We start from the raw sequence: 1,712 nt of genomic DNA, 5'->3' as shown, positions 1-1,712 counted from the left end.
TAAAATTCGACCCTTTCAGGGTCGAGTAGTGCTCACGAGTCTTTTTCCGTAGATTATATCTACGGTTATGTGAAATTTAACACTTTCAGTGTTAAAAGGAAAAAAATGGAAGCTGAATAGTTACAGTAAAGTTTTGAATAATAACTGCTATAATGTCCTCATTCAGCCACTGATTATCACGGATTAATACAGATAGAATAGAATGAGTTAAAATATGAAAGATAACAGAGGATATTATTTATACAAGTATTGGTGCAAAATAGTTTTGAGTTTTAAGTTGTAGTTTTGAGTTTTGCGTTTTGAGATTTGAGTTATAGGGACATATTTTTATCTATACCTGAACGGTTACTTACTTTGGTTCAAAGATCAAATCCTCTGGTTTATGTGAAAACTTTATGTTTCTTCCATTTATGGTAAGCAAATCACTTAGATTTACTTTCTTCCCAGTGCTTCTAATTTTTACTTTATCCTTTTTCTCTTTAAGGTATCCAGCAAGTTGAGAGAAATCACTACACTCCTGAAAAAATGTCGTCAATCGCCTGAATAGTTTAGGGAGAATTACAATATCATCACTAATTGTAGAGGTATTCCAGAGAGTAAAATCACTCGTTTTGTCCAATGCCCAAAGACCAACCTTGTTCTTTCGACAAGTCTTTGTGATATCGGTAAATAAATCCAGTAAACCACCTTCCATTGTGCTGTAAAAGGTAGGATAAACAAGTCCCATCTTTGCCATTTTTACATTGATGCACTTATTCAGAGGTAGTTTTGATAAAGGGATTTCATCGCCGTCATTAAGGTTGACATCCTTAGGAAAAATTAAAGAGACTGGACGGTCGTATGTATCTAATGTTTGGCTTGCTATAAAACCTTCTGTGCCGTCTTTAGCAGAATAAATTCTCGTTAGACTTAGATTATAAACTACATTCTGAATTTCAATCAGCCCAAGAAGGACTTCAAGAGCGGCTATACCCAGAACGCGGGGTTGATGTGATTCTTCATAATGTGTTTCAAGGGCGTCAATAGCTTCGAAGCGTAACTGTTTTTTTTTACTTTTCTTGTTTTTTCCATCCTTCCAACTAAAAAAATTCCAATTGCTCTGTGTAATTGCCTCAAATCTAATAGAGTCTCCATCTGGAGAATACCCCGTAACATAGAATTTTCCCTTAATAACTTTGTATAAACTACTCATTTTTACCTCCTTATCTGTGGCTAAAATATATCTTGAAGGGTTAACCACAATTTAAAACTCCTCCTCCTCACTTTTCTTAACAAGTATAACAAAAAATTATTCTAATGTCAAATGTTTTTTTATCCGTAAAAAAATCTCGGTCAATGGACTGGCCAGGGTACAAATATGACTGTGATTCAGACAGTAGACTATAGACATTAGACCTCAGACTAAAACGGGCAGAAATTGCAGAAGAATGAAGGCTTGAGAAACCTGCCTATACTTCTGTAGGTAAGACTTAGGAAAAATTCAGGGAGTGAAGTTTTGAGGATAGTTTCCCAAATGTCACTAATTTCCTGCATAAATAGAGTCTATAGTCTTGTGTCTGATGTCCAGTGTCTGAATCACAGACAGGTGGCAGGGCAAACGCATCTAAATTTTCGTCCTCAGACGAGTTATACATTCAGATATAACTTAGCACTTTTTTGTTGACTTTATCATTTATATCCCCTATAATATTAAGAGTAAAGAATTTACTATC

General features: G+C 34.8%; 1 protein-coding gene. It reads right to left on the bottom strand.

All coding sequences use genetic code 11. The features are described from left to right. Positions 1 to 349: 349 nt before the first annotated feature. Positions 350 to 1,240: a hypothetical protein gene (locus AB1414_20395; protein MEW6609772.1), complete on the bottom strand. Its 891-nt coding sequence runs from the start codon at positions 1,238 to 1,240 to the stop codon at positions 350 to 352. Positions 1,241 to 1,712: the final 472 nt, after the last annotated feature.

The sequence above is a fragment of the bacterium genome, from assembly GCA_040755795.1.
GTDB lineage: Bacteria > UBA9089 > CG2-30-40-21 > CG2-30-40-21 > SBAY01 > JBFLXS01.
Note: the sequence above shows the minus strand (reverse complement) of the source record. Positions and strands in the feature narration are given on the sequence as shown.